Here is a 2,077-nt window from a genome sequence, read left to right as displayed (position 1 = left end):
ACTCGCTGGAACAACTCCCACAGTTCGTCCGGCACCAGCCGCTCAACGATTCCCACACAGACAGGCTACCGAACCAGCCAAATGAGATGGCTTCTAAGGCGATGCGAGGGCAGCTGCCTTTGCTCTCTCCGCTGGCGGCGCCAGCAGCGGTGAGCCGTAGACGAAAGGCGTCGCTGCCTCAGACTGCCCATGCCCGCGTCAGCTCAGGTCACGCGTCATCAAGCTGGGTAGCGGCTTGGGCAGTCCGATGAGAGCGTGGTCCGGGAGCGCGGTGAACCCGGGCTCCGGCCGATGTCAGTACCGGTCCATACGATTGGCTGCATGTCCTACGAATCGGCTCGCGATCTTCCCTCGTTCCTTGAACTGGACCGGCAGCTGAAGGTCTTGCGTCTGCTCGGGAAACCTGGCCGGGAACGAGCGGCGTCGATCAAGACGCAGATGCGTGAGCTGGCGGACACCGTCGATGCCTTCTACCAGCTGCTCGGCGACAAGCACTGGATCTTCCACGACCAGCTTTCCCACACGGCGGTCCGCTCCATCCTGGCCACCGCGGACGGCGACGCGGACCGGGCTGAGCAGCTGCTGATGGAGCATTACTACGATCCCGAGCGGTTGGCGCTCATGCTCCTGCCGCTGCGGAAGCTGCCCGCGATGCGCCGCAGACTGGACCTGGTCAACAAGGCCCGCCAGGACTACTTTGCCAGCCGCTTCTACTCCACCGTCCATGTCCTGCTGAGCGTCATGGACGGTTTCGTCAACGAGGTCGAAACCGTGCGCCGAGGCCTCCATGCCCGCAAGCCTGAAGAACTCCGTTCCTGGGACAGCGTCGTTGGCCACCACCTCGGTCTCACTCACGCCCACAAGACGTTCACCAAGGGGCGCAGTGCTACCCAGGAGGAACCCGTCTCTGAGCTGTACCGCAATGGCATCGTGCATGGCAGCATCCTCAACTACGACAACATCACCGTGGCGACCAAGGCCTTCAACCGCCTCCTCGCGGTCGCCGACTGGGCCGTCGCGCGCGAGAAGGAGGAACAGCATCAGGCCGAGGAGCCTGTCACATGGTCTAGCGTGGGCCGACAGCTCAAAGAAGTGCTCGGCGTGATCAGGGAACAGGCCGAAGCGGACCGCGCCAACGAGCAGTGGAAGCTAGCCGAGTACCTGCCCGGCAGCGAGGACTTCACCAGCCATCCCCTCTACCAGCAGACCCATGAGCTGCTGACCTGCTGGAAGCGCTGCAACTACGGCTCCCTCACCGACCTGATGACCCGCGATTTGCACAACAAGCACGGGAAGTCCGTGCGTAGCGAGATCCGCCGGGCTTTCGAGCCGTTCCCACGGCTGACTTCGAGATCCGCGCAATTCGTCACGACATGGCGGCCGCAGACACTGTGCTGGCGATCCTGGACCACTCGGAAGGACAACGCGTCAGTGCCGAGCTCCGGTGGGTCAGGGAGAACGCCCAGGCCCATCCACGTCCGGAGCCGTTGCCGGGGCAGTGGCGGCTGGTCTTCCAGCCCCGCGTTTTCCTGGCCGGGGCCACCCCGTTGCTGGCTGAGTGACCGCCCTCTGATCGCAGCGAGGTACCGGCCGACGGGCGGCGAGGGAAGGTGCAGGATCCGCGGGCGCGCTGACGAGGGCCTGTAGATCGCCAACTCAAAGCCCCGCCCCGCCTCGCTGGGTCCTCCCAGCACAGCCGAGCGCCCCCGGGGGCAGGACACCGCGAACGCTCCCAGAGGCAGTGTCCTGCTCCGTTTCAGGAGGACTCCTGCTGCCCGTCTCCTGTACGGGAGACGTTCTGTTCGCGCGGGGTCGTACGGTTGTTCGCCTGGTGTCAGGCGGTGTACAGCACTCCCGCGGCCGTGCTGACGGCGATGATCTGCTCGGAGGGAAGTCCCAGGGCGATCAAAGTCACCGCAGCTCCGACGATGAGGACGAGGAGGCAGAGGTTCACGTAGGTCTGACGCATCAGCTTTCCTTAAACCGTGTCCTATGTGGTGATCGCTCGTTGGGCTGTTCATGGGGCGGGATACGTGGGGCTGGATTGTTCCGGACGGGCTGTGGGAGATCGCGAAGC

General features: G+C 64.6%; 2 protein-coding genes. One reads left to right on the top strand and one right to left on the bottom strand.

Translation table 11 applies throughout. The features are described 5' to 3' along the window. Nucleotides 1-321 precede the first annotated feature (321 nt). Complete coding sequence (locus tag ABTZ59_RS37010) at nucleotides 322-1,647, top strand: hypothetical protein (protein ID WP_351425901.1); 1,326 nt, start codon at nucleotides 322-324, stop codon at nucleotides 1,645-1,647. A 187-nt stretch (nucleotides 1,648-1,834) separates the two neighbouring features. On the opposite strand, the gene ABTZ59_RS37005 is transcribed toward ABTZ59_RS37010, so the two are convergent. Then, the gene (locus ABTZ59_RS37005) at nucleotides 1,835-1,969 is read right to left on the bottom strand and encodes a hypothetical protein (RefSeq protein WP_351425897.1); all 135 of its coding nucleotides are present in this window, start codon (nucleotides 1,967-1,969) and stop codon (nucleotides 1,835-1,837) included. Between the last annotated feature and the right edge of the window lie 108 nt (nucleotides 1,970-2,077).

It is taken from the genome of Streptomyces sp. NPDC094034 (assembly GCF_040303865.1).
Taxonomy (GTDB): Bacteria; Actinomycetota; Actinomycetes; order Streptomycetales; family Streptomycetaceae; genus Streptomyces.
This window is presented reverse-complemented; position numbering and strand designations above follow the sequence as displayed.